Here is a 19,577-nt window from a genome sequence, read left to right as displayed (position 1 = left end):
CACCCATCCAGCATCCCGGACCACCAGCCCGAACTTTAGGAGACACGCCCTAGGCGGGGCTGGCTGGACCGGGCTTTAGCCGTCGAAGCTAGAAGCTCACCACCGGGGTGACCGTGATGGTGTCCGCCCCTATGTCCAGACGTGTGGTGAAGCTGAAGTCGTGAACGGCGCTGAGGTCGCCGACCAGCCCGCTGAAGAGGTCGATTTCGCGGGCTGTTACCTTGGCTTTGCCGTTGAGGGGCGCCACGACCCACTGTCCGTTAAAGGGGTCGATACTGACCTTGGGATATTCCGTGATTTCCCATTTGATGGTGCCGTCCACCACCCGGCTATTGGTGACATGGTAGAACGGGCAGTCGGGCTGGAGCTTTTGCTGCTTGGTGGCGTCAGCGGCGCAGGTGTCCAGGAATTCCTTGACCTTGTCGCTCACCACCTTGATCATGGCGTCCGTTGGCCTGGTCAGAAGGTTGACGGGTGCCTGAGGCAGGGCGCCGGTGGTCACCGAGGTGCTGGTAGCCGGCGCCGAGAAATATTTGCCGGTGAGGCTGGCTTCGTACTGGCCGGGGTAAAACACCGCGAAGCTGTTGCGGCCATTGGGCAAGTTCACCGGGACGCCATTCAGGGTGGCCTCGTTGGCATTCACCACGGTGACCTCGATCGTCGGCAAGGATGACGGCACGAAGGACCATTTGCCGAAGAACAGCCACTCGGTGCCCGTCCGTTCAAGCAGAAAGTCCGAGTGCAGGGCCTTGCCGTCAATCTGGTAGTCCATGGGGACTGTCACCCGGTTGCCGCCACGGGATTCGGCGTTGCCGAGCTTGATATCGGTGATCTTCGACGCCGCCGTCTGCAGGGCCGTACCGTCCAGCATCGCGGCATTGGCGTTGGGTACTGACGAGTGCAGGAGCCCAAGGGCTTCCCCGCCGCGTCCCTGCTGGAGAGCCGCGATGTAATCGCGCACTTGCTGCTGCGGGCTCGCTATGGAGTTGCTCACCAGGTTGATGGAAACGATCGCAGCGGCCACGGCAAGCATCAGACCGAGCAGCCACCCGGCCGCGGTCTTGACCAACGCTTGACTCAACTGCACGCCCTTTACGTTACCCGCCGGTTCCGCAATACCCCGGCATCCTTCCTCTCACGTGACGTCTGAACATGCTTTCGGAAGAGGCCCGACGGCGGGTGGTGGCTCCGCGTTAGCGGCGCCGGCGCGATGAGGTTCCGAACACGCCGCGGAGCAATTCCCGGCCGAGCTGCGTGCCGAAGGACCGTGCCATGCTCTTGATTCCGCCGCCGAGCGCACCACCCAGGACGCCCGCGAGATCGCCCATCATGCCGTCCCCGCCTTGCTGCGGAACAGGTGCCGGTGCGTCGGCAGGTGCTGGTGCGGGGGGCCACTCTTCGGGGGCGGAGCCTGGCAGCGGACGGCTGCTGGGACGGCCAAGGATCTCTTCCTCGATCCTGCGGGCGTCGGCGTCAACGGCGTTGGGGTCAAGGGAAGCAGGTACCGGCGGCTGACCCGGCGCTGCGTCTCCGGTGGCGGGTGCGGTGCCCTTGCCGGTCAGTTTCTCGTAAGCCGAAATGTTGTCCACCGCCGTGCCGTACTTCGGCAGCAGCGAGGAAGCGCCGATGGTGCTGCGGATCAGCTCGTCCGTGCTTGGCCCCATCACGGATTCGGGCGCTCGCAGCTTCGTCAGCGCCACGGGCGTTGGCGCGCCCTTTTCGTTCATGACGGTAATGACCGCTTCGCCTATACCAGCGGAGGTGAGGGTTTCCTCAAGGTCGTAGTCGCTCACCGGGAACGTCGACACGGTGGCCTTGAGGGCTTTGGCGTCCTCCGGGGTGAACGCGCGCAGGGCGTGCTGGACCCGGTTGGCAAGCTGGCCGAGGACGGCGGCAGGGACATCCTTCGGCGTCTGGGTGACGAAAAATATTCCGACGCCCTTGGACCGGATGAGTCGCACCGTGGTGGTGATGGCTTCGAGGAAGGCCTTGGATGCATCCGTGAAGAGTAAGTGGGCTTCGTCGAGGAAGAACACGAGCTTGGGCTTGTCCAGGTCTCCCGCTTCGGGCAAGTCTTCGAAGAGGTCCGCAAGCAGCCACATCAGGAACGTCGAGAACAGCATGGGTTTGGTCTGGAGCGTGGGAAGTTCGAGGCAACTGATCACCCCGCGGCCGTCGGGGGCTGTGCGGAGAAGTTCCGCGGTGTCGAATTCCGGCTCACCAAAGAACTTCTCCATGCCTTGGGCCTCGAGATTGACGAGTTCGCGCAGGATGACCCCGGCCGTGGCCTTGGACAGTCCGCCGAGGTCTTCGAGTTCCGCTTTGCCCTCATCCGAGGTCAGGAACTGGATGACTGCCCGCAGGTCTTTGAGGTCGATCAGTTCCAGTTTCTTCTGGTCGGCGAAGTGGAAGATCAGCTGAAGGCTGGATTCCTGGGTGTCGTTGAGTTCCATGATGCGCGAGAGCAGGATGGGGCCGAACGAGGTGATGGTCGCGCGGACGGGAACGCCGTTGCCATCCCCGCCCAGCGAGAGAAACTCGACCGGAAAAGCCTTGCCTGACCACTCTTGGCCGAGGCTCGCGGTGCGGGCCGTGAGTTTCTCGCTGGCCGTCGCCGCGGTGGCGAGTCCTGAAAGGTCTCCCTTGATGTCCGCCAGGAAGACGGGGACTCCGGCCGTGGACAGCTGTTCGGCCATCATGTGCAGGGTGACGGTCTTGCCGGTGCCCGTGGCCCCGGCCACCAAGCCGTGCCGGTTCATCATGGACAGCGGCAACCGGACTTGAGCTTCTTTGTGGACTTCGCCGTCGACGATGGCGGCACCTAGCTCGATCGTGGGGCCATCGAGGGTGTATCCCTGCTGGATCGTGGCAAGTTTTTCAGCTGTGGTTTTCTTGGCCATGCGCATAGCCTAGTGGTCCAGTCCCGCGGATTGGCCGAAAACTTTGCAGTACTGGTTTATGCTCGCTTGGCGTACCGGAGGTAGACGACGCCGTTGCCAAAGCGACGCTCGTCCAACAGCTCAAGCGTCAGGCCCACGCCGTCGGGGAGGAATTGTTTCCCGCCTCCGACGACCACCGGCGTGAGGAAGAGGCAGAACTCGTCCACCAGCCCGGCCTTGATGGCCTGGGCGGCGAGTACGGTGCCACCAATGGACATGTCCTGCTGTGCGGACTCTTTCAGCGCCCGGATGGCTCCGGCGTCGAACTCCCGCTCGAGGCGTGTCCTGGCGGTGGACGGACTCCCCAAACTGGTGGAGTACACGATCTTGTCCGCGGCACGCCAGATCTGCGCGTAGTCCCGCATGACCGGTGGCTCCCCGGAAAGGGTCATGTCCTCCCATGCGGACATGACCTCGTACATTCGCCTGCCGTAGAGGTAGGTACCGATGGGCCGCTCAAGGTCGTTGACGAAGGCGTGGACTTCTTCGTCCGGCATGCTCCAATCGAACTTTCCTTCGGCATCAGCGGTGTAACCGTCAAGGGACATGATCCCTGCGTAGATCAGTTTTGCCATGCACAGACGGTACACACTCGCGACGGCAACGGTATAGTGCCCGGATGGATGACAAAGCGGTTCTGCTCAAATATCTGCGCGCCCGTCGCGGCGAGCTCCTCGCCAAGCTTGACGGACTCGACGAGTACGACGTCCGCCGGCCTATGACCCCTACCGGCACCAACCTCCTGGGACTGGTCAAGCACGTGGCGAGCGTGGAGCTTGGGTACTTCGGGGAGGTCTTTGGCCGGCCCAGCGGCCGGGAATTACCGTGGTTTGCCGACGACGCCGAAGCCGATGCGGACCTGTGGGTTCCTCCGGGGGAGAGCAGGGAAGAGATCATCGAACTGCACCGCTACTCGGCCGAGCACAGCGATGCAACCATCGAGTCGCTCCCACTCGACGCTCCCGGGGAAGTGCCGTGGTGGCCGGAAGAACGCCGACACGTGACGCTTCACCAGATCCTGGTACACATGTGCGTCGAGACAGCCCAGCACTTGGGGCATGCTGACATACTTCGCGAGCTCATCGACGGTTCGGCCGGAAAAGGTCCCGGGGACCCGAACTTGTCACAGCGAAGCACCGAAGAATGGGCCGCCCACTGGGCACGGATCGAAGCCGCGGCGCGCCAGGCTGTGGGCTAGGGTCACGCCTGAGCGGACGCCAGGTCCTTCGTGAACGCCAAGTGCTTGATCTCTTCCGGATCCGCGTCGACGTCGAACAGCGGGGCGTAGCCGGTGGCCAGGTACAGGTTCTTGGCTTCGGGCTGCCGCGGACCGGTGGTGAGGTAGATCCGGCGGTAGCCGCGCCGCGCCGCCTCGGCCTCCAGCTCAGCGAGGACCAATCGGGCCAGCCCACGACGCCGGTGCGCCGAATGCGTCCAGATCCGCTTGAGTTCCGCCGTGTGGGAGTCGTAACGGCGGAATGCCCCGCCCGCCACGGTTTCGCCGTTCTCCTGCACGATGAGCAGGGCACCGTGGGGTGCGGCAAACTCGCCGGCCGGGTACCGGTTGAGTTCCTCGGCCGCGCCTCCGCTGCCAAAGAGGTCGCCGTAGCGCGTGGTGTATTCGACGGCGAGTTCGTCCAGGAGTGGCTTGACGCGTGGATCGCGCATGGGCAGTGTCAGGACGGAAAGGCCCGACGACGGCAGGGTTGGCGTTGTTGTCATGGCTTACCTTTCGTGAATTTGCCCAACTAGCTCGCAGTTGTTGTCGTTATGAGGCGTCAAAACGACAACAACTGCGAGTCAGTTGGGCGGACGGGGCTGGTTGGGTGGATCGTGCTTGGGCGAGGGGCCGCGAGTTCGGCCAGGAGGCGGCGGGCCAGGGCGTCGTTCTCGCGGAACGGTGCTGCGTTGGTTCCGGGCCGTGCGAACGCCCCAGCGCCCCAACCCGAGGTCCATGGTCCGACGGCGAAAAGCCCCGCCTGCCGCACGCCGTCGGCAGCTAGGACTTCGTGCGAACTCGAGACCAACAGCTTACCGGTGGAGTGGGGACCGTCCGAGGTGAGGAGCGACTGTTCGGTGCCCCAACCGGCGTCGTGCAGGTCCGCCAGCGCGGGGTTGGCCGATCGCGCCACCGACGGCGACGGCAAGCGGGCCTCGATGTACGCCGCCGCGTCCACCACCACGGGCGATTGGAATGAACCGGCCACGAAACGGCCGCTGGCCTCGTCCGGACGCACCCACATGCCCGGTCCCAGGAACTGCAGGAATCCAGCCCGGTGCAGGGCGAGGATTTCCCGCAACCGATGGGGCGGCGGGCCGGAATCCACGAAGCTGAAGAAGCCGTGCCACCATCCGTGCACCGCTTGTTGGGAGCGCGAATTGAGCCGCTCCTGCGGGACCAACCGGCCGAGCTCCATGTACACGCGGAGCAGGGCCGTGAACAAGGCGAGGGTTTCCGAATGGTCGGGACTCGTGCGGAGCTTGAGGTCGCGTTCGATGTAGTTCGCCACCGATCTCTGCACCGCGGCATGGTCCGCGAAGGCGCAACCGCTGAACGGTTGGTCCAGGGCCTCGAGGTCGAGCCGGAGAGTCGGGTCCGGGACGGCCGAGGCCACGAGGTTTTCGCGTTCGCGGCTGTACCAATCCAGGGCATCGAAGCGCGTCGAAAATGCGTCCCAGCCGCCGTCGACGCGTTCCGGATAGCCGGTGAAGAGCTCGCGGTAGTAGGCATGGCCGGCATCTTTGGCGATGAGCGGCCAAAGCTGCGCGCGAAAATCCAGCTCCTCGTGCGCGGCGAGCAGAGATTCCACGGCGCGTGCGGTGAAGTACCGCGGGGCGCCGACGGGTTCGCCGCGCAGGGTGGAGGAGATCTTCGAATGGTACGGCACTCCGCGCCGGGAGCCTGCCCAGAGCCGCGGTTCGGCGCCGGACGGCACATAGTCCAGGCCACCGTCGGGCCTGTCTTCGAAGCGGCCGCCACGGCCCTCGAACAAGAGCACCAACAGATCCACGAAAGCCAGCCCCATGCCCGATACCAGGACGTCCTGGCCAGGTGCGATCGCCGAATAGTCGACGTCGGTGGTGTACGACGGCGCCGCGTGGAACCCGCCGTTCCGGGCGGCGAACTCGGCGAGCCGCGCTGATTCCGGTTCGGCACGGGAGTCGGTGTGACCCAGCGAGTACAACACCAGATCCGCCTCCAGCACCCCGCCTGAAGCGAGCTGCACGCGGTATCCCGCTCCGCCGTCGCGCCCTGAAGCAGGATGTTCGACGGCGGTTGCCGTGTCCCGGTGGATCGTCACGGTGACGTCCGGGCCGAGGGCCGTTACGGCCCTGCGGAAGAACCACTCGAGGTACTTGCTCTGGAGCTGGCGGGTCGGAAACGATGCCGGTGTCAGCGCCCGGAGCTGCTCGAGGAGGTGGGCTTCCAACTCCGGGACGTCGCGGATGGAACCGTCCAGCACGCCGGTTGCCCATGAGGCGAGGCCCGGACCGTCAACGGAGGGACCGTCGCAGGCCACGGAGCTGTCGGTGAACATCGTGACGTCCGCTGCCGTGGAGTTGAGCAGCAGTCCCGGGCTCTGGTCATAGCGCCAGATCCTCCCGGAACCGGGTTCGTACGGCTCCACGACGTGGATGGAGAGGGGACGGTCGAAGAGGCCGGGCCTGTTGGCTGCGAGCCGTTCGAGGATGCCGGCTGAGCGCGGACCACCGCCAATGAACACGATGGTGGGGGCGAAGGACGGCATGGCAACTCCTGTTGGCGGTGGCTGGTGGTACCCGAGCCTAGGGACGTGGCGGGGCCTTGGTCGAGGCGTTGGTAACGGCCGTTCACTACACGTCACGGCGCGTCAACAAGCGCAAAGAACCGACTCATATGGCTCCCTATGAAGCCGCGCGAAGCGCCATGAAGCCCCGCGAAGCGCCATTAAGCCCCGTGAAGAAGTGCAAAAATCCGCCTTGCAGCCGCTTCGGGAGCGCCCCTAGATTGGCAGCCATCCCATAAAACAAGCGATACGAAGCGAGGTGGCGCATGAGTTCAGCAGCAACCACAGTGGCGCAGTCCGCACAGCAATCTGCACCGGAACCGGCGCCTGCCAGCGCCGTCGCGAAAAGCCCGACGGCGGCTACCGCCCAGGGTGCCGCCGCCCGGCCAGCAGCCGAGGATGCCGCCGCTCGGCGCGCAGCCGACTACTCCGGCTACAAACTCGTCCCGGCCCGGCATCCATGGCGCTGGGTGGGCACCGTTGTGGTGGCTCTTGGCGTCGTCGCGGTCGCCTGGTCCCTCGCGACGAATCCGCGCTGGGAATGGGGCATGGTAGCGCAATGGTTCACCGCGCAGTCCGTGGTTAACGGCCTCGTGGAGACCCTCAAGCTGACGGCCATCTCCGGCGCGCTCGGCTTTGTCCTCGGCTTCATCCTGGCCCTCATGAGGCTCTCGGCATCGCCGTTGCTGCTCTCGGTGTCCTGGACGTTCTCCTGGATCTTCCGCTCCACGCCGTTGTTGGTCCAGATGCTGCTTTGGTACAACCTGGGCTACCTCTACGAGAAAATCAGCTTGGGCATCCCCTTCACGGATATCCGCTTCTTCGAGGTCCAGACCACCACGCTCATCAGCCAATTCGCGGCGGCCGTCCTGGGCCTGACCCTCAACCAGGCGGCGTACTCGGCGGAGATCATCCGCGGCGGCATTCTCTCGGTGGACCAGGGCCAGCTCGAAGCAGCCGCTGCACTGGGCATTCCGGCATGGCGACGCTCCACCAGGATCGTGTTGCCACAGGCCATGCGGGCCATTCTGCCTACCGCTTTCAACGAGATCATCGGCCTGGTCAAGGGCACCTCGATTGTCTACGTCCTGGCTTATTCCGAGCTGTTCTACACCGTGCAGGTCATCTACAACCGCACCCAACAGGTCCTTCCGCTGCTCCTCGTAGCAACGCTCTGGTACGTGGCTATTACCTCGGTCCTGAGCGTGTTCCAGTACTACATCGAGCGGCATTACTCGAAGGGCGCCGTCCGCAACCTGCCGCTCACTCCACTGCAGAAGGCAAGGAAGTTCTTTGCCACCCACGCACCAGTGAATTTTGACCGAGCGAACCTTGACCGAGCGAAGGACGCCCGATGAGTACCGCTGCAACCCGCGGCCACGTGGAAATCACCAACGTCCGTAAGTCCTTTGGGGGAACGGAAGTCCTCAAGGGTGTGTCCCTGACGGTGCCGCCAGGCGGCGTCGCAGTGATCGTGGGACCCTCCGGCTCGGGGAAGTCCACGCTTCTGCGGACTATTAACCACTTGGAAAAGGTGGACGGCGGGTACATCACCATCGACGGCCAATTGGTGGGTTACCAGGTCCGCGGAAACAAGCTGCACGAACTGCGCGAAAAGGACATCCTCAAGCAGCGCACGGACATCGGCATGGTGTTCCAGAACTTCAACCTGTTCCCGCACCTGACCGCGCTGGAAAACGTGACCGAAGCACCCGTCGTCGCGCTCCACCGGAACAAAGCCGAAGCACGCAAGCGTGCGCTGGAACTCCTGGACCGCGTTGGCCTCAAGGACCGGGCCGATGCCTATCCACGGCAGTTGTCCGGCGGCCAGCAACAGCGCGTTGCCATCGCCCGGGCGCTGGCCCTTGACCCCAAGATCCTGCTCTTCGACGAACCCACTTCGGCGCTCGATCCGGAGTTGGTCAACGAGGTCCTCGACGTCATCCGCGAACTCGCCACGTCGGGCACCACGTTGATCATCGTCACGCACGAAATGGGCTTCGCCCGCGACGTCGCAGACACCGTGGTCTTCATGGACGAAGGCCAGATCGTGGAGCAAGGCAGTCCCCAGGAGATCTTCGCGAATCCCCGTGAACCCCGGACGCGGAGCTTCTTCTCCAAAGTCATCGAACCAGCTTTCAACATCTGAGGAACCCCTAAATGCCAAGCATCAAAACCAGGCTTCTGGCGCTCGCGGTGCTGCCCGCCGTCGTACTCCCGGCGCTCGCCGGGTGCTCCGACCCCGGCGCGTCCGCTGCTGGGGCCAGTCCGTCCGCGAGTGCTGCCCGCAACGGCGTCGTCTACAACACCTCGCCCGAGCAGAACCGCATCCGGGCACAGAAGGACCCCACCGCGGCGGCCGCGGTTCCCGCTGCGATCGGCAAGGACGGCAAACTGACGGTTGCCACCACCGCCGGGTCCATCCCGCTGTCCTTCTACGCGACGGACAACAAGACGCCCATCGGAGTCGAAGTCGACATCGCCCAGCTCGTGGCCGACAAGCTGGGCCTCGCACTGGACGTGCAAGTCACCTCGTGGGAGAACTGGCCGCTCAAGACGCAGTCCGGGGACTTCGAAGCCGTGTTCTCGAACGTGGGCATCAACAAGGACCGGGTGAAACTGTTCGACTTCTCCACATACCGCGCCGCATACATGGGCTTCGAAGCCAAGAAGTCGTCGACGTACAACATCAAGGGCGCCGACGACATCTCCGGATTGAAGGTCTCGGTGGGCTCGGGCACCAACCAAGAGAAGATCCTCCTGGCCTGGAACAAGGATCTTGAGTCCCGCGGCAAGGCTCCGGCAACCCTGCAGTACTACTCTTCGGACGCCGATACCATCCTGGCGCTCTCCTCCGGCCGGACAGACTTGAACATCGCGCCCTACCCGTCCGTTTCCTACCGGGAGAACACGCGGGACGACCTCAAAGTGGTTGGCAAAGTCAACGCCGGCTGGCCCTCCGAAACCCTCGTTGCGGCTACCACCCTCAAAGGCAACGGCCTCGCCCCGGCCATTACGGATGCCCTGAACTCAGCCATCAAGGACGGCTACTACGGCAAGGTCCTGGAGCGCTGGGGCCTGAGCGAGGAAGCCCTGTCGGAATCCAAGACCGTGACAGAGGCAAACTTCGGGGTCGCCCCGGCAGGGAAAACACAGTGAAGTTCCAGGTACTCGATATCATTCCGCACCTGAAGAACCCGGTGACGGGGGAAATCGTCTCGACAGCGGAACGGCTCAACCAAGTGGTGCAGACTGCGCGCCGGGCCGAGGAACTGGGTTTTGACAGTTTCGCGGTGGGGGAGCGGCATGCCGGCGAGTTCATCTCTTCGTCCCCGACGACGGTCCTCGCCGCGATCGCGGCCGTCACCGACCGCGTTCGACTGCAGACCGGCGTCACCGTCTTGTCGGTGCTCGATCCCGTGCGGGTGGCCGAAGACTACGCCACGATCGATCAGCTGAGCCGGGGCCGCCTGGAACTCGTGATCGGCAAGGGCAACGAAGTGTTGCAGTACCCCTTGTTCGGGCTCTCCCTCGATGATCAATGGGAGCTGCTCGCCGAGAAGTATGGCCTGTTGCGGCGGCTATGGCGTGAGGAGAACGTCACCTGGACCGGCCGTTTCCGGCCTGCGTTGACCGAAGCAACGACGACGACGCCGCGACCGTTTGCGGGTTCGCCGCGGATTTGGCACGGCTCGGCTGCAACCCTAACCTCGGCCGCGCTCGCCGCCCAGTGGGGCGATCCGATGTTCACCGCCAACGCGATCCAGCCTCGCGAGAACTACAAGATCCTGATCGAGCACTACCGCGAGGAATACGAACGCCACGGTCACGATCCGCGCCACCAGTACCTCGGTTCGGGTTCCGGCGCCGGCGGAGTGTTTATTGCCGACACCACGCAGGAAGCAAAACGCCAGTTCGGACCGGTTTACGAGGCACTGACCGCTGGACGCAACGTCCCGGGCAACAATTCGCCGTTCCGGGACATCGACCATGCCGTGGCTGAAGGACCGGCACTGGTGGGCAGTCCGGAACAGGTCATCGACAAAATCCTGAGCTACCACTCGCTCTACGGCCACGATCTGCAGTCCATTTCCTTGCCCACCACGCTGCCTTTCGAGCAGCAGCTGGAGATCCTGGAGCGGTTCGCGCTCGAGGTCATCCCGACCGTCCGCGCCGCCGCGCCCACCACCCTGTGGGAGCCAGCGGATCCCTACGGCGGTCGTCCGGAATTCGCCGGAGCAACGTCACTCGACGCAGCCGGAACCGTCACCACAGACCACGCAAACCACAGGAGGAATCTTGCCCACGCCCACTGAAACGGCTACGTCCACCACTGCGGCCTTCGCCGCCGCGTGGCAGGAATGGCACGCCGCGCACGAGCGACACCGTGCCGATCCGCACGGATTCCTCGCAGTTACCCACCTGCACTGGCTCGGTGCCGTGGCTGCTCCGCTCGACGGGGTGCCCGGCACCTGGAGTGTGGAGAACGACGTCGTCACTGTGGTTTTGGGACCAGGCGAAAGCCTGCTTCGGGACGGCCGGGAACTCAACACCGACGCCGTCGGGGCCACCGTCGCTTTCGGCCCGATCGCCGAACGCGACGGCATCAACCTCAACGCGGGGGACACGGTCGTCGAACTCGCCAAGCGCGGCGGCGAGTACATCGTCCGGCCGCGGCACCCCGGGAATCCGCTGCTCAACGAATACCGCGGAACGCCCGCATACGCACCGGATGCATCGTTCGCGGTGAACGGTACGTTCGTGCCGTTTGAGGTTCCCCGACCGACCACAGTGGGGGCCGCCGTCGAGGGTATCCAGCACGTCTACGAGGCGCCCGGCGAGCTCCACTTCAACCTCGCGGGCCAGGACTTGGTGCTCACGGCCTTCAACGGACATGCGCCGGGCACACTCTCGGTGCTGTTCACGGATGCGACGTCGGGCAAGACCACCTACGCGGCCAATCGCTCGCTCACGGTGACCCCGGAATCGGACGGCTCCGTGGTGCTCGACTTCAACCGTGCCGTCAACTTGCCGTGCGCCTACACGGACCTTGCCACGTGCCCGCTCCCACCCGCGGAAAACCGGCTGAGCGTGGCCATCGAAGCCGGCGAACAGATCCCTTACGAAAGGCAGGAGCAGCAATGAGCGGCATCTCCCGTCCGGGCCAGCCCGGATTCTTGGCCTTGGAGCTCGACGGCGACGGCGCCCACCCCGCGGCCTGGCGCAAAGCCCGGCATGCCCCGGATGAGTTGCTGAACGGTTCGCGGATCCGGAACACGGTGCTGGCGGCGGAGTCGGCAGGGTTTCATGTGGCGACGTTCGCTGATGGGTCTGGGACTGACGGCTCCGGCGCTGGCGGGCGAGATGTTGCAGGCCGCCTGAACGCCCTTCAGCGCGCCGCGTTCGCGGGTCCCGTCACGAGTTCCATCGTGCTGGTACCGGAAGTGGACACGGTCTACACCGAGCCGTTCCACATCTCCACTCAGCTGGCGAGCTTGGACTATGTCTCGGGCGGACGGGCGGGTTGGCTCGTCGCGGCGAGCGGCTCCGCGGAGGAGGCTGCCGCCGTCGGGCGTTCATTTGTTGAAGGTGCCGCCTTGGCGCAGGAGGCCGCGGCGTCGGTGGAAGTGAGCCGGCGGCTTTGGGATTCCTGGGAGGACGACGCCGTGATCCGCGACGTCCCCACCGGTCGGTACCTCGACGTCGACAAACTGCACTACGTCGACTTCGAGACGCCGGCGGATTTCGCAGGGGCCGGGTATTCCGTGAAAGGGCCCTCCATCATTCCGCGCCCGCTGCAGGGGCAATTGCCCGTAGTTGCGCAGGCCGACTTGCTTCCTTCGGACGTCGACGTGGTGCTGGTGTCCGCTCCGACGCCTTCACTTCTCGCCGCAGAGGTTGCGGAGGTGCGTGCCCGTCTCACTGCTGATGGCGCCGGCGCCGCGGTAGTAGCAGAGCTCGACGTCGTCCTTGACTCGCGCGGTCAAAGCGCCTCCGCGCGGCTCGCCGAACTGGACGCGTTTACTCCGTGGTCGAGTTCCCGGGCGCGTTTCGTCGGCACGGCCGCGGAATTGGCGGACTTCCTTGCCAAGTTGCTTGCGGTGGCCGACGGCATAAGGCTGCATCCGGCTGTGCTGGACGTGGAACTCGAGGAACTGGCGCAATTGGTCCTGCCCGAGCTTCGTCGCCGCGGGGTGCTGAAGCCTGTTGCGCAGGGCGGCACGTTCCGGGAATTGCTGGGCTTGGAGCGTCCTGTGAGCCGCTACGCGAGCCTCGGCTCGGAGGCGCGCGCCGCCGTCGTTGGCACGGAAAACTGAGGAGAGAACATGACACAGCACAACCGTGCTAAATTCCAGCCGAGCGGGAAGATCCAGTTCGGAATCTTCTTTCAGGGCGTCAACTCCGGGACCATCTGGAAAGCGCCCGAATCGGGTTCGCAGACCGACTTTGAGTCGTTCCGGAGGATCGCACAGACCGCCGAGCGCGGGCTGTTCGCGGCCTTCTTCTTGGGCGAGGGCCTGCGCTTGCGGGAGCACCTTGGACGCCCGCACGCCCTCGATGTCGCAGGCAGGCCGGACGCGCAGACCATGCTGGCGGCGCTTGCGTCGGTGACGTCCAATATCGGGCTCGTTGCCACGCAGAACACGACGTACAACGACCCCGCCGACCTCGCGCACCGGCTCGCCTCGCTGGACTTGCTCTCCGGCGGGCGTGCGGCCTGGAACGTCGTGACCACGGACAACGCGTGGACCGGGGCCAACTTCCGGCGGGGCGGCTACCTGGACCACGCCGATCGTTACGTCCACGCGGAAGCATTTGTCGAGACGGCCAAGAGGATTTGGGATTCGTGGGAGGACGGAGCGGTTTCCTCGTCCGTCTCCGCGGATGCGTGGGCGGTTCCCGGCCATGCGCGGCGCGTGCATCACTCCGGGCAGCACTATTCGGTGGACGTCACGCCCCGGTTGCCGCGCAGCGCACAGTACCGGCCAGTGCTGTTCCAAGCCGGCGATTCCCCGCAGGGCCGCGACTTCGCCGCCCGCCAGGCTGACGTCATCTTCTCCGCGCACCCGAAGTTCGACGACGCGGTGGAGTTCCGCGCCGATATCATCTCCCGTTCCCTGGCAGCCGGACGGGGCGCCAACGATGTCCAGATCATGCCGGCGAGCGAGTTCATCCTCGCGGGAAGCGACGAGGAAGCACGCGAGAAGAAGGAGTGGGTCCGCAGCCTGCAGATCGGGCCCCAGCAGGCGGTCGCGTATCTCGAACAGTTCTGGGGGCGGGAGTTGTCTGCCTACGATCCCGATGGTCCGCTTCCGGAGATCGATCCGGTGGTTGAGGAGACGTCCGAGACGCGTGGCAGTGGTTTCCACGGCGCCAAGGCCCGGCAACTCGCCGAGCAGTGGCGCGCGGAGGCCAAGGAGAAGGGACTGTCCATCCGGCAGTTCGTGAGCTCCAGGACTTCCAGGGTGGACGCGACGTTCACGGGATCCTACACAGCCGTGGCCGACACCTTGGCCGAATACGCCCGCGTTGGTGCCGTGGACGGCTTCAATATCTCGCCATGGCTCATCCCCTCGGGCCTGGATGACATCGTGAACCATCTCGTGCCCGAGCTGCAGGAACGCGGCGTGTACCCGACCGAGTACGCCGGCTCGACCCTCCGCGAGAACCTGGGCCTGGCGACGCCAGTCCGCTCGGAGGCGTTGGAGCCGGTGCCCGCCGGGGGCGTGCGGTGAGCTTCCGTGCGCGAGTCGCGGCCGCTGTCGTCGGCTTGCAAACCGACGACGGCGGTTCGCGCGACCCGGACGCGGAGCTGGTGCGGCTCCAACTGACCGTGTGGGAACAACCGCTCTGATTTGCTGCGGGCCCTAGGTGAGTTGCTCCGTGCGCTCGCGCAGGCCCCCTTCGCCGTCGAGCTCGGCTACTGTGTCGATGTTGAGGCGCCGGAGAAACCCGAGGTCGTGGCTCACGATGAGCAGTGCGCCACGGTAGGCGTCCAGGGCTTCGGCGAGTTGCTCGACGCTGGCAATGTCGAGGTTGTTTGTCGGTTCGTCGAGGATCAGCAGCTGGGCGGGCGGCTCGGCCAGAAGCAGCTTCGCGAGACTGACCCGGAACCGTTCTCCCCCCGACAAGCTGGAGACCGGTCGATCAACGGTCGATCCCCGGAGGAGGAGACGTGCGAGTTGATTGCGGATGTCCCCGGGCGCCGACGCCGGCGCCGCCTCCCGAACGTTTTCCAGCGCCGAACGGGAATCATCCAGGCCGTCGAGCCGTTGCGGGAGGTATCCCACCCGGTCGGTCAGCAGCCTTCCCGTGATCCGGCCTGAGGATTCTGCGGGGCGTCCCTCGACGAGGTGCTTGAGGAGTGTCGACTTGCCGGAGCCGTTGGGCCCCACGACGGCAACACGCTCGGGACCTTGGATGACAATCGTGCGGGAACCGTCGCTCAGCTCGGCGATCCGGCGGCTACGCGGCACATCGGGATCGGGAAGAGTGAGGTGGATGTGCTCAACCTCCCTGACCCTCGCGTCGGCGGCGTCGACGGCGGCTTGGGCTGACAGCACCTTGTCGTCGAGGTTCGAGCGCAGGGAGCCGGCGGATGCCTGCGCCGTGCTCGCACGGTTGCCGGCCAGGATCTTCGGGATGCCGCCGCTGGCTTGGGTCTTCTTCGCTGTGCGTTCGCGGCGGGCAAGCTTGGTTTCGGCTTCGACGCGCTGCTTCTTCTCGACCTTCAGCGCTTGCTGGGCGCTGCGGGCTGCCTGGACGGCAGAGGCTTGTTCCTGCTCGCGATGATCCGTGAAAAGACTGTAGGGGCCGCCAAATACGTCAAGCTTGCCGGCATGAAGTTCAGCCGTGGCGTCCATGTGCTCAAGCAGCTCGAGGTCGTGGCTGACCACCACGAGCGTGCCCGGCCAACTGTCGGCGAAGTCGGCAAGTTTGGCCCGGGTGCGCCGATCAAGGTTGTTGGTGGGCTCGTCGAGAAGCGTGACCGGGGTGCGGCGGATGCGCAGCCCGGTCAGGGCGATGAGCATCGCTTCGCCGCCAGAGAGCTCCCCGACCTGTCGCTTGAGGTCACCCGCGGAGAAGCCGATTTCGTGCAGCGCTTCGTCTGCCCGGGACTCAATGTCCCAGTCGTCGCCGACGGTGTCGAAATGGCGCTCAGCAACGTCGCCACCCTCAATTGCGTGGAGCGCTCTGAGGATGCCGTCGATGCCGAGCAACGCGGCGACCGTCGTGTACTGCCCGAGGGTCAAATTCTGGGCAAGGTAGCCGACGTCACCGGCGGTTTCGATGCGACCCAGGGTTGGCTTCAACTTGCCGGCGATCAGGCGGAGCAGGGTCGATTTTCCTGCGCCATTGCGGCCGACTAGTCCAGTCCGGCCGGTGGTCATGGTGCCATTGAGCCGCTGAAGAGCGGGAGTGCCGTCAGGCCACTCGAATGACAGGTCGTGCAAGGTGATGGCTGATTGTGCTGACATGAGACAGAATCCTTTGGTTTTTGCCCACCATGGGGGCGCAGTCATGGGTCAACGTGCTCTCTCCGGGGCGCGAAAACGCGCGCTTCGGAGGGCACTGCACCGGACGTACGGAATCTATCAGCCCGGGCGCAGGGCCGCCGGAAAAGCGGCTACAGACAGCTGAAAGCGAGATTTCTCACCGGGTGCGCATGAGCGCAAACAACCGGGTGGCCACCGAACGTCAGGTGGCTAGGCTCTGTCGACCTCAATCTCCATAGCCAAAACCATAACCGCAAACTTCTTGAGCGGCCAATTGTGGATGAGGGAAGGCATTAATCACGGTGGTTCACATGGATGATCTAAATAGGTGAGCACCGCGGGTGGTGTTCATTGGGACGCTTTCGGGGCCGAGAAGCCTTAGCTGGTCCTCGAATGTTCAGGGCTGCCGGGCGCCCTGAAGTGTAGCGTTTAGGGCGCCTTCACCGGGCACTTTTGCGGGCGGGTCATACGGGAATCAGAGAGTACCCACATTAAGGCTTTCCTGCAGGGAAGGCGGGAAGGTGTCGAGCAGGCCGGTGGGGGACCGGGTTAGGGGCAAGGTGCGAGGGCTCCTCTGGACCGAACAGCGTCCTCGGTTACTTGCCCACTGGTTCTGGGCCGTCGCCAACAAGGGTTCGGTGTCATTGTTCCCTCGCCTGCACCCCGCGGTTCCCTCGTCCGCACCCCGCGCCCACGAAAAAGCCCATGGCCTGGCGTGCCGGGGCACCCAGTGAAGGGAAGGCATCGGAGAATTGATCACGGCGTAGCGCTTGAACGAGCGTCCGGAATGGAAAAAGGATGGCTAATGGATCCAACGGGTCAGAAACCAGGACTCCCAACGGGAGGCTGGTCTGCGGATCCCTACGGGTCCGGAACCTCCAAATGGGGACACAGCGCCGGGCAAGCCGAAGGCGATACCGGCACCCAGAGCCCGCTGGCCGCACGGATCCCCGGACTACGGCTTCCCCGGCCTATGCTCGGCACCCACGTGCCCGTGTACACCCCTTACATCTGGATGCTCCTTGCCGTGCCTGTCCTGGCTGCCCGCGGCGACGTCGTGCGCATGGTGGCGGCGATCCTCCACACCGGTTCGGTCACACCGGCCACTGTGGTTCTTTTCTCTGCCGTGATGTCCTTTGGTGCCACCGGTCTCCTGGGCTACCTGGACTGGCGGAAGCTGCGCCGCGTCGGGGTCGTACGGCCTTTCCCTTGGATCTGGGCCTTCCTGCCCACGGTCTATGTCATCGGCCGGACAACCGTCATCAGGAAAGTCGCCCCGCGCAGGGGCCTGGCACCGGTATGGGTGCTCATCGCCTCATTCGCCCTGATCGCGTTGTACCTCAACCATGTCATCTAGACACGCTCGCCCACACCATCGCCCAACAAACCGCAGGCTAACGCTCAGCGGCGGGACGTTCGGCTCTTCTGTGCAGATTCTTCTGCCTCGGCTTTGGCGGACTGAACGATCTCGAGGAAATCCGCCTGTTGCAGGTAGTCCTCGCCTGGTCCGCGGATGACCCTGCCTAGGTAGGGGTCGCAGGCTGGTCCTGGGTCGAGATTGTAGACTCCACGCCCAAGGGCCATCTTCCGTCCGACCGCGGATCCCTCAGCTTGTGCTGCTATTTAACTGCCCTCCCGACTAACGCCGCTTCCAAGGACTGGGCGGTAACTCCCGTCAAAAGCGAGGGTTGTTGACCCTCGCTTTTCAAGCTAGGAGGTCACCACTCAAGCGGATTTACGAGGTGCCTCCTATATTGAGCACAAGTGCTGGACACCGCATAGGCAAGGCGTCGATGAACCGAAGCGAAGATGGGGAGGCGACCCGGCGTTGGGCTGAGGCGGAACGCTTGGCAGCAGGCTTGCCATCGGAGATCGAGCGCTCATGGAGTCGCCGGGCCTGGGCATTCATCATCTTAACCGTCTTGATCTTTATGACGCTCAGTGGCGCCGCCGCGTTCCTTTTGCCGCAGAATCTATTAGGTGATGCCGTCGCAGTGCCCGACTGGCTGAAAACAACGGGCTACATCATCGAGGCGGCGATACTCCTAGGCATAACCATCTGGGGTTCATGCCACCCGAACCGGGCAACAGCCCACCACCCGGGGCATGGTTTTGGCTCCCCTGTCGCTCACGCAACGGCGGCGCATCGCCATCCAAATCAAAGGTCGTGAGCCGGTCGATCCCGAAGAACTGCCCGTGGTGCTCGCCGTCGCCCGGCAAAGTCTTGCTGCCCAGCGATTCTCTCTGCGTATTCTGCCGGCCTACTTCCTGTTCACGGTGGGTAACCTGCTGTGGACTGGTTGGGGCCTCGCAAAGGTTCTCTTCGTCGTGGTACTGATCATGTTTGTCGTAGCTGTTCCTGTCGCGATCAAAAGCTTGCGGCGGACGAAAGATTTCATCAAGAACGCAGGCCCCGACGCGCCAAAGGCACAGTGAATCCGTCTTTCCGTTACCAGAGCACGGTAAAAGCAGCTGGCCAGAAAGTGACCGCATAAAGTTCCTCAATTGGGCTTACATGGCGTGCCAACTGACTGCAGGTTGGCCGACGCGCTCTGTGAGGCGGTTTTTCCTGGAGCTCGGGCTTTAGCTCGGGCGGCTAGGACCGTTCCGATGGTTGCAAGGACGGAGATGGCTAGGAAGTCCTGAGCGCCGCCTCCGGTGGTCACCACTCCGACTATCCCAATCCACCAGAACAGTGCCGCAGTAAATCCGCAAAGAACAACCAAGGATCTGCGTCTCGCAGACCGGGCGTCGCGAGCCTTTTGGCTTTGCGGCCGGTTAACGCACTTCAGTCCATCCGAGATATTCGAATGAATTCCGCAGGAACGTGGCTGGCAAGCCAAACCATGTTGCTTCCTCGGTAGAAGGTCGTATCCGCAGCGAGAGCGGCAACCGTATCGATGGTCAGAATCACCGGTTGTTCGCTTTTACGGCTTCCGACAAGCACTGCGGTATCGGCATCCGCTGACATGTGCACATATTGTCTCTTCATCGGCAGGAGGCCAACAGTGAAGATGGACCTGATACTTTCCGGGGATGTTCCGTGGAAGAGTTCGGCTGGCGGGATAGCGGCGACCACCGCAAAGGCTCCCGGCGTGCTGTGTCCATACAATGCACGAATTAATTGGCCCCGAATCTCGTGACGAGGTTTTGCCGCGGAATTAATCATCATCTGCAAGTCGGATAGGTCTAAGTCGAGCCACTCCGGAGACTCCTTGCGCAGGGCATCCACCAAGGCGTCTACAGGCGTCCAACCGTGTTCGTCGAGTTCAAGTTCGAACAACCATGGCTCGTGTCGGAGCGCCCGTGAGACAGCCTTGCTCAGTCTTGTCAGACCAAGCACACGTGCTCTGGCGGCATCTTCAGAATCCAAA

Annotated in this window: 18 protein-coding genes; 11 read left to right on the top strand and 7 right to left on the bottom strand. The window is 64.2% G+C overall.

Annotated elements, in window-relative coordinates:
* Window positions 1-88 precede the first annotated feature (88 nt).
* The 3 genes from QRN52_RS20085 to QRN52_RS20075 all read right to left on the bottom strand — a co-directional run bounded on the left by QRN52_RS20085 (window position 89) and on the right by QRN52_RS20075 (window position 3,514).
* Complete coding sequence (locus tag QRN52_RS20085) at window positions 89-1,081, bottom strand: zinc ribbon domain-containing protein (protein WP_284755290.1); 993 nt, start codon at window positions 1,079-1,081, stop codon at window positions 89-91.
* Window positions 1,082-1,193: 112 nt separating this feature from the next.
* On the bottom strand, window positions 1,194-2,900 hold the full coding sequence (locus QRN52_RS20080) for a helicase HerA-like domain-containing protein (RefSeq protein WP_284755287.1): 1,707 nt from the start codon (window positions 2,898-2,900) through the stop codon (window positions 1,194-1,196).
* A 56-nt stretch (window positions 2,901-2,956) separates the two neighbouring features.
* A complete protein-coding gene (locus QRN52_RS20075) occupies window positions 2,957-3,514 on the bottom strand; it encodes a dihydrofolate reductase family protein (protein WP_284755286.1) in 558 nt (185 codons plus the stop codon).
* A gap of 44 nt (window positions 3,515-3,558) precedes the next feature.
* Here QRN52_RS20075 and QRN52_RS20070 point away from each other — a divergent pair, with 44 nt between their 5' ends.
* A complete protein-coding gene (locus QRN52_RS20070) occupies window positions 3,559-4,137 on the top strand; it encodes a DinB family protein (RefSeq protein ID WP_284755284.1) in 579 nt (192 codons plus the stop codon).
* A 2-nt stretch (window positions 4,138-4,139) separates the two neighbouring features.
* On the opposite strand, the gene QRN52_RS20065 is transcribed toward QRN52_RS20070, so the two are convergent.
* Window positions 4,140-4,661 carry a GNAT family N-acetyltransferase gene (locus QRN52_RS20065; protein WP_284755282.1) on the bottom strand — a complete coding sequence of 174 codons (522 nt, stop codon included), beginning with the start codon at window positions 4,659-4,661 and terminating at the stop codon, window positions 4,140-4,142.
* A 56-nt stretch (window positions 4,662-4,717) separates the two neighbouring features.
* Entirely contained in the window at window positions 4,718-6,688 is a 1,971-nt protein-coding gene (locus tag QRN52_RS20060) for an FAD/NAD(P)-binding protein (protein ID WP_284755281.1), read from the bottom strand.
* Between the two features lie 284 nt (window positions 6,689-6,972).
* On the opposite strand from QRN52_RS20060, the gene QRN52_RS20055 reads away from it, so the two are divergent.
* The 8 genes from QRN52_RS20055 to QRN52_RS20020 are packed head-to-tail and all read left to right on the top strand — an operon-like array spanning window position 6,973 to window position 14,561.
* Complete coding sequence (locus tag QRN52_RS20055; RefSeq protein WP_284755279.1) at window positions 6,973-8,064, top strand: amino acid ABC transporter permease; 1,092 nt, start codon at window positions 6,973-6,975, stop codon at window positions 8,062-8,064.
* Window positions 8,061-8,855, top strand: a complete 795-nt coding sequence (locus tag QRN52_RS20050) for an amino acid ABC transporter ATP-binding protein (protein ID WP_284755278.1) — start codon at window positions 8,061-8,063, stop codon at window positions 8,853-8,855. Before QRN52_RS20055 ends, QRN52_RS20050 begins: the two co-directional genes overlap by 4 nt.
* An 11-nt stretch (window positions 8,856-8,866) precedes the next feature.
* Complete coding sequence (locus QRN52_RS20045; RefSeq protein WP_284755277.1) at window positions 8,867-9,865, top strand: ABC transporter substrate-binding protein; 999 nt, start codon at window positions 8,867-8,869, stop codon at window positions 9,863-9,865.
* Window positions 9,862-11,022: an LLM class flavin-dependent oxidoreductase gene (locus QRN52_RS20040; RefSeq protein ID WP_284755276.1), complete on the top strand. Its 1,161-nt coding sequence runs from the start codon at window positions 9,862-9,864 to the stop codon at window positions 11,020-11,022. Before QRN52_RS20045 ends, QRN52_RS20040 begins: the two co-directional genes overlap by 4 nt.
* A complete protein-coding gene (locus QRN52_RS20035; protein WP_284755274.1) occupies window positions 11,006-11,851 on the top strand; it encodes a DUF1684 domain-containing protein in 846 nt (281 codons plus the stop codon). Before QRN52_RS20040 ends, QRN52_RS20035 begins: the two co-directional genes overlap by 17 nt.
* On the top strand, window positions 11,848-13,023 hold the full coding sequence (locus tag QRN52_RS20030) for an LLM class flavin-dependent oxidoreductase (RefSeq protein ID WP_284755273.1): 1,176 nt from the start codon (window positions 11,848-11,850) through the stop codon (window positions 13,021-13,023). Before QRN52_RS20035 ends, QRN52_RS20030 begins: the two co-directional genes overlap by 4 nt.
* A gap of 9 nt (window positions 13,024-13,032) precedes the next feature.
* On the top strand, window positions 13,033-14,442 hold the full coding sequence (locus QRN52_RS20025) for an NtaA/DmoA family FMN-dependent monooxygenase (RefSeq protein WP_284755272.1): 1,410 nt from the start codon (window positions 13,033-13,035) through the stop codon (window positions 14,440-14,442).
* A complete protein-coding gene (locus QRN52_RS20020; RefSeq protein WP_284755271.1) occupies window positions 14,439-14,561 on the top strand; it encodes a hypothetical protein in 123 nt (40 codons plus the stop codon). Before QRN52_RS20025 ends, QRN52_RS20020 begins: the two co-directional genes overlap by 4 nt.
* Before the next feature lie 13 nt (window positions 14,562-14,574).
* On the opposite strand, the gene QRN52_RS20015 is transcribed toward QRN52_RS20020, so the two are convergent.
* A complete protein-coding gene (locus QRN52_RS20015; protein ID WP_284755270.1) occupies window positions 14,575-16,185 on the bottom strand; it encodes an ABC-F family ATP-binding cassette domain-containing protein in 1,611 nt (536 codons plus the stop codon).
* An 823-nt stretch (window positions 16,186-17,008) separates the two neighbouring features.
* Here QRN52_RS20015 and QRN52_RS20010 point away from each other — a divergent pair.
* Both QRN52_RS20010 and QRN52_RS20005 read left to right on the top strand, forming a co-directional pair.
* Entirely contained in the window at window positions 17,009-17,560 is a 552-nt protein-coding gene (locus QRN52_RS20010; RefSeq protein WP_284755269.1) for a hypothetical protein, read from the top strand.
* Between the two features lie 749 nt (window positions 17,561-18,309).
* Window positions 18,310-18,639, top strand: a complete 330-nt coding sequence (locus QRN52_RS20005; protein ID WP_284755268.1) for a hypothetical protein — start codon at window positions 18,310-18,312, stop codon at window positions 18,637-18,639.
* A gap of 352 nt (window positions 18,640-18,991) precedes the next feature.
* Here the strand turns inward: QRN52_RS20005 and QRN52_RS20000 are convergent, their stop codons facing one another.
* Window positions 18,992-19,576 (bottom strand): RNA 2'-phosphotransferase, encoded by a 585-nt coding sequence (locus QRN52_RS20000; protein WP_284755267.1) that lies wholly within the window; start codon window positions 19,574-19,576, stop codon window positions 18,992-18,994.
* Window position 19,577 lies beyond the last annotated feature (1 nt).

This window comes from Arthrobacter sp. efr-133-R2A-120, from assembly GCF_030209835.1.
Lineage (GTDB): Bacteria > Actinomycetota > Actinomycetes > Actinomycetales > Micrococcaceae > Arthrobacter.
The sequence above is the reverse complement of the archived record's forward strand: the minus strand, read 5'-3'. Positions and strand labels throughout refer to the sequence as shown.

Coding starts and splice junctions, on each gene's coding strand:
- QRN52_RS20080 (WP_284755287.1), bottom strand. CDS start 2,900: ATGGCCAAGAAAACCACAGCTGAAAAACTTGCCACGATCCAGCAGGGA.
- QRN52_RS20075 (WP_284755286.1), bottom strand. CDS start 3,514: ATGGCAAAACTGATCTACGCAGGGATCATGTCCCTTGACGGTTACACC.
- QRN52_RS20070 (WP_284755284.1), top strand. CDS start 3,559: ATGGATGACAAAGCGGTTCTGCTCAAATATCTGCGCGCCCGTCGCGGC.
- QRN52_RS20065 (WP_284755282.1), bottom strand. CDS start 4,661: ATGACAACAACGCCAACCCTGCCGTCGTCGGGCCTTTCCGTCCTGACA.
- QRN52_RS20060 (WP_284755281.1), bottom strand. CDS start 6,688: ATGCCGTCCTTCGCCCCCACCATCGTGTTCATTGGCGGTGGTCCGCGC.
- QRN52_RS20055 (WP_284755279.1), top strand. CDS start 6,973: ATGAGTTCAGCAGCAACCACAGTGGCGCAGTCCGCACAGCAATCTGCA.
- QRN52_RS20050 (WP_284755278.1), top strand. CDS start 8,061: ATGAGTACCGCTGCAACCCGCGGCCACGTGGAAATCACCAACGTCCGT.
- QRN52_RS20045 (WP_284755277.1), top strand. CDS start 8,867: ATGCCAAGCATCAAAACCAGGCTTCTGGCGCTCGCGGTGCTGCCCGCC.
- QRN52_RS20030 (WP_284755273.1), top strand. CDS start 11,848: ATGAGCGGCATCTCCCGTCCGGGCCAGCCCGGATTCTTGGCCTTGGAG.
- QRN52_RS20025 (WP_284755272.1), top strand. CDS start 13,033: ATGACACAGCACAACCGTGCTAAATTCCAGCCGAGCGGGAAGATCCAG.
- QRN52_RS20015 (WP_284755270.1), bottom strand. CDS start 16,185: ATGTCAGCACAATCAGCCATCACCTTGCACGACCTGTCATTCGAGTGG.
- QRN52_RS20010 (WP_284755269.1), top strand. CDS start 17,009: ATGGATCCAACGGGTCAGAAACCAGGACTCCCAACGGGAGGCTGGTCT.
- QRN52_RS20005 (WP_284755268.1), top strand. CDS start 18,310: ATGGTTTTGGCTCCCCTGTCGCTCACGCAACGGCGGCGCATCGCCATC.